The sequence below is a fragment of the Streptomyces sp. NPDC058375 genome (assembly GCF_042723425.1).
In the GTDB taxonomy this organism is placed as follows: Bacteria; Actinomycetota; Actinomycetes; order Streptomycetales; family Streptomycetaceae; genus Streptomyces; species Streptomyces durocortorensis.
The window spans coordinates 1-4,437 of record NZ_JBHXJG010000395.1; the positions used below are offsets into that span (position 1 = coordinate 1).

Annotated in this window: 3 protein-coding genes; 2 read left to right on the forward strand and 1 reads right to left on the reverse strand. The window is 73.0% G+C overall.

Going from position 1 to position 4,437, the window contains the following annotated elements:
- Nucleotides 1-34: 34 nt before the first annotated feature.
- A complete protein-coding gene (locus ACFWM7_RS33945; protein ID WP_003969624.1) occupies nt 35-391 on the reverse strand; it encodes an iron-sulfur cluster assembly accessory protein in 357 nt (118 codons plus the stop codon).
- Nucleotides 392-643: 252 nt separating this feature from the next.
- On the opposite strand from ACFWM7_RS33945, the gene nadA reads away from it, so the two are divergent.
- Both nadA and ACFWM7_RS33955 read left to right on the forward strand, forming a co-directional pair.
- Nucleotides 644-1,822 (forward strand): quinolinate synthase NadA, encoded by a 1,179-nt coding sequence (nadA, locus tag ACFWM7_RS33950; protein ID WP_383268256.1) that lies wholly within the window; start codon nt 644-646, stop codon nt 1,820-1,822.
- Nucleotides 1,823-2,061: 239 nt separating this feature from the next.
- Nucleotides 2,062-4,287, forward strand: coding sequence for a tetratricopeptide repeat protein (locus ACFWM7_RS33955; RefSeq protein ID WP_383268258.1), 2,226 nt, complete (start codon nt 2,062-2,064; stop codon nt 4,285-4,287).
- Nucleotides 4,288-4,437: the final 150 nt, after the last annotated feature.

Genomic DNA, 4,437 nt, shown 5'->3' on the forward strand with positions numbered 1-4,437 from the left:
CGCCGCCGTACGCCGTGTGTCCCGCCCTCGGCGTTTAGCTGAAGGAGTCGCCGCAGGCGCAGGAGCCGGTGGCGTTCGGGTTGTCGATCGTGAAGCCCTGCTTCTCGATGGTGTCGACGAAGTCGATGGAGGCGCCGCCCAGGTACGGGGCGCTCATCCGGTCGGTGACGACCTTGACACCGTCGAAGTCCTTCACCACGTCACCGTCGAGCGAACGCTCGTCGAAGAAGAGCTGGTAGCGCAGGCCCGAGCAACCGCCGGGCTGAACGGCGACGCGCAGCGCCAGGTCCTCGCGGCCTTCCTGCTCCAGCAGGCCCTTGACCTTGGCGGCGGCGGCGTCGGACAGGAGGATGCCGTCGCTCACGGTGGTGGTCTCGTCCGATACGGACATCTGCTTCTCTCCCGGGTTGTACGGACTGCTTGCCGACGGTTCAACCGCCAGACCCGCGGATTCATTCCGGGCCAAGCGCTTGTCTGTTCCTTTTCATGCTCGCACACCCGGTCGCCCGGGGGATGCGTCACATCGACGCTATCGGCATCGTCAAAGTGACACGAAGCGGCTATGATAGATAGCGTCAAATAGACGAAAAGGCGCGTTCGCCGAAGCCGCAGAGCAGAACGCAGAGAAGAAAGGGTGCGTGACGTGACCACGGCCCAGCCCCTGGACGTAACTCCCACACCCCTCGCGCTGCTGCTGCTCGGCCGCGAGGCCGACCCGAGGAGCGAGCGCGGCGTCGAGTGCCCCGGCGACCTCCCCTCCCCGTCCGACCCGGACCTGGTGGAGCGCGCCCGCGCCGCCAAGGAGAAGCTCGGGGACAAGGTGTTCGTCCTCGGCCACCACTACCAGCGCGACGAGGTCATCCAGTTCGCGGACGTCACCGGCGACTCGTTCAAGCTGGCCCGTGACGCGGCCGCGCGCCCGGAGGCGGAGTACATCGTCTTCTGCGGTGTGCACTTCATGGCCGAGTCCGCGGACATCCTGACCACGGACGCCCAGGCGGTCGTGCTGCCCGACCTGGCGGCCGGCTGCTCGATGGCCGACATGGCCACCGCCGAGCAGGTCGCCGAGTGCTGGGACGTGCTGACGGAGGCCGGGGTCGCCGATCAGGTGGTGCCCGTCTCGTACATGAACTCCTCCGCCGACATCAAGGCCTTCACCGGCAAGCACGGCGGCACGATCTGCACGTCCTCGAACGCGAAACGGGCCCTGGAGTGGGCCTTCGAGCAGGGCGAGAAGATCCTCTTCCTCCCCGACCAGCACCTGGGCCGCAACACGGCCGTGCGGGACATGGGGATGAGCCTGGAGGACTGCGTCCTCTACAACCCGCACAAGCCCAACGGCGGCCTCACCGCCGAGCAGCTGCGGAACGCGAAGATGATCCTGTGGCGCGGGCACTGCTCGGTCCACGGCCGCTTCTCGGTCGAGTCGGTCGAGGACGTCCGGGCCCGGATGCCCGGGGTCAACGTGCTGGTGCACCCGGAGTGCAAGCACGAGGTCGTCGCCGCCGCGGACTACGTGGGCTCGACGGAGTACATCATCAAGGCCCTGGAGGCGGCCCCGCGCGGTTCGAAGTGGGCCATCGGCACGGAGCTGAATCTGGTGCGCCGGCTGGCGAACCGATTCGCCGCGGAGGACAAGGAGATCGTCTTCCTCGACAAGACGGTCTGCTTCTGCTCGACGATGAACCGCATCGACCTGCCGCACCTGGTCTGGACCCTGGAGTCGCTGGCCGACGGCAAGCTGGTCAACCGGATCGAGGTCGACCCGGAGACGGAGAAGTACGCGAAGCTCGCGCTGGAGCGGATGCTGGCGCTGCCGTAACGCCGCAGCCGTCCGGTTCCGTTCCGGAACACCCGGGTGCCCCGGGAGCCCCGGTATGCCGCAGGTCGGCGTGCCGGGGCTTTCGTGTGCCGGTGGGCGGATTCCGGTCCGGCCGGTTCTCCCATACGGCAGCCGATGACACCACCCCGTAACTACGCTGCTACTCACCGCAGCGAGTCTTCGCTCGGGCAGGACCGATGAGGCTGACCGGAATGAACGGAGAGAACGGTGGGGCGGGCATGAACGACGAGGACCGTGGGACGGGTGTGGACGACATGGCGCGTGGGGTGGGCGTGTGCGACGAGGCGCATGGGGCGGGTGCCGTACCCGGGGCGCGGCGTGAGGAGAGCGCGGCCGAGGCGTTGGCGCGTGCGGAGGACGAGGTACGCGACCGGCGGAGCGCGGCCGAGCAGGACCCCGCCGTCGGCCTGCCCGCGCTCGCCGGGGCCCTGCACCGGCTGTCGAACCACCGCGCCGCCGCCGGGGACCGCACCGGCGCGCTGGCCCCGGCGAAGGAGGCCGCCCGGATCTACGCCGAGCTGGGCATGAAGCGCACCGGGGACTTCCAGGCGGAGCTGGCCCTGACCATGGGCGCCCTGGGCGACCGGGTCGCCGACACCGGGGACCGGGCGGCCGCCGTGCCGTTCGCGCAGCAGTCCGTGCGGCTCCAGCGCGAGCTGGTCGAGGAGGAGCAGCCGGGCGCGTCCGTCCCGGCGCTTGCGGCGTACCTGCTGAACTACGCCGCCCGGTTGGCGGATGCCGGGGAGGCCCTGGAGGCGGTGCCACGGGCGGAGGAGGCGGTCGGGCTTCTCCGGAGCCTCGCCGAGGAGGACCCGGAGGCCTTCCGCCCCCGGCTCGCCGCGGCTCTGGACGCCCTCGGCCACCACCGCGCGGCCGTGAGCGACACCTCCAGGGCGATCGAGGCGGCCCAGGAGGCGCGCAGCCGCTTCCGCGCGCTCGCCGCCCGGCGGCCCGGCTTCGGTCCGGAGCTGGCCTCGGCGGTGAACGGTCTCGCCGGTCACCTCAACCGGGCCGGCGACACCGGGGCGGGTCTGCGAGTGGCGCGGGAAGGCGTCGCCCTCCACCGCGAGCTGGCAGGACAGCGCCCCGACGCCTTCCGTCCCGGTCTCGCCGCCGCGCTGCGCACCCTCGCCCGGAGCCTGGCCGGCACCGACGGCCCGGAGGAGGCCCTGGCCCCGGCGCGGGAGGCCGTCGACCTCCTGCGCGAACAGGGGGACGCCTTCCTGCCCGACCTGGCCCGCTCCCTCCAGCTGCTCGGCACGCACCTGGAGCGGAGCGGCGACGCCGAGGGGGCGGTGGAGGCGTTCTGGGAAGCCGTGGCCCTCCACCGGTCGCTGGCGCTGGAGACCCCGGGCAGCACGGACGCCCCGCTGGTCTCCGCCCTCGACGACCTGTCCCGGGCTCTCGCCGGTACCGGTGAGCACGCGGCGGCGATCGAGGAGTTCGACGAGACCGTCAAGGAGTTCGCCGGGGCCGACCCGGCGACGGCCCGGCGTCTCGGCGTGGAGCGGAGCGCCTTCCTGCTGTGCTGCCCCGCCCCCTGGCCCGCGGCCGGGGTGAGCGAGCTGGTGATCTGGCTCGACGAGGACGCGGAGCGGACCGGCAGCCCGGACACCGTGACCGTACGGGCCCGGCAGGCGCTGCGCGCGTATGACGATGTCGCGGCGGTGCACACAGCGTGGGAGGAGGAGACGTTCACGCCCGTGCCGGGCTGGCTCGCGCTGTCGCGGGAGACCCTGGACCTCGTCAGCGCCTGGATGTTCGCGCCGAACTGGCCCCGCTCCCGCGACTTCTGGTCCCGGCACGCCGATGTCCTCGGCGGGGAGGAGGCGGCGACCGCCTTGGAGGAGCTGGCGATCCTGGACCCGGGCGGTGCGCGGCGGCACGCCCTGCTCCGCGAGGCCGTCCTCGCCCACGGGGTGACCGCCGCCTACGACCCGCTGATCCTCCAGGAGCAGTTGGCCCAGTGGCTGGAGTGCGCGGACTGGACGGAGTCGCGGGCCTACCTGGAGGAGCACCCGCGCCTGCTCGCCGTACAGCCGCCCGAGGACACCCCGCTGGCCCACGTCGCGATGCTCGACATCGGCCGCACCGAGGGGCTGGACGCCGCGTACCGACTCGTCGAGGACCGCGCGGCTCTCCAGGCGTACGTGGACCGGGCGTTGGAGGCCGGGGACGGCACGGCGCTGATGCACGGCGGGGGCATCGAGGGGCAGGTCTTCGGCGACCGGCTCTCCTCGCTCACCCACGCCCAGGTGGCCCTGGTGCTCGCGGGGTCCGCCGAAAGCTTCGAGCCGGCGGACCTCGCCGCGCTCCGGCACAGGGCCCCGGAGGAGACCCGGGCCCGGCTGGTACGGGAGACGGTCGCCCTGAGCCGCCGGCGTCCCGGGCCGTACAAGGACGCCCTGCTCCGTATCGTCGGGGCGCTGGGCGGGGAGGTCTGAGAGCCGCCGTACGGGGAAGGGGCCGGGGCCCCGCGGGGGGGGGGGGGCCGCCCCCTGCGGGCGGCGGGGGCGGCCGGCCCGGGCGCGGCCGCCCGGGGCGGCAGCGGCGTCGGGGGGGCCGGGCCGGCCCCCGGTGCCGCGCCCGTGGCG

Bases quoted from the DNA above. Each gene is read 5' to 3' on its own strand.
- ACFWM7_RS33945 (WP_003969624.1), bottom strand. From the start codon at position 391: ATGTCCGTATCGGACGAGACCACCACCGTGAGCGACGGCATCCTCCTG.
- ACFWM7_RS33955 (WP_383268258.1), top strand. From the start codon at position 2,062: ATGAACGACGAGGACCGTGGGACGGGTGTGGACGACATGGCGCGTGGG.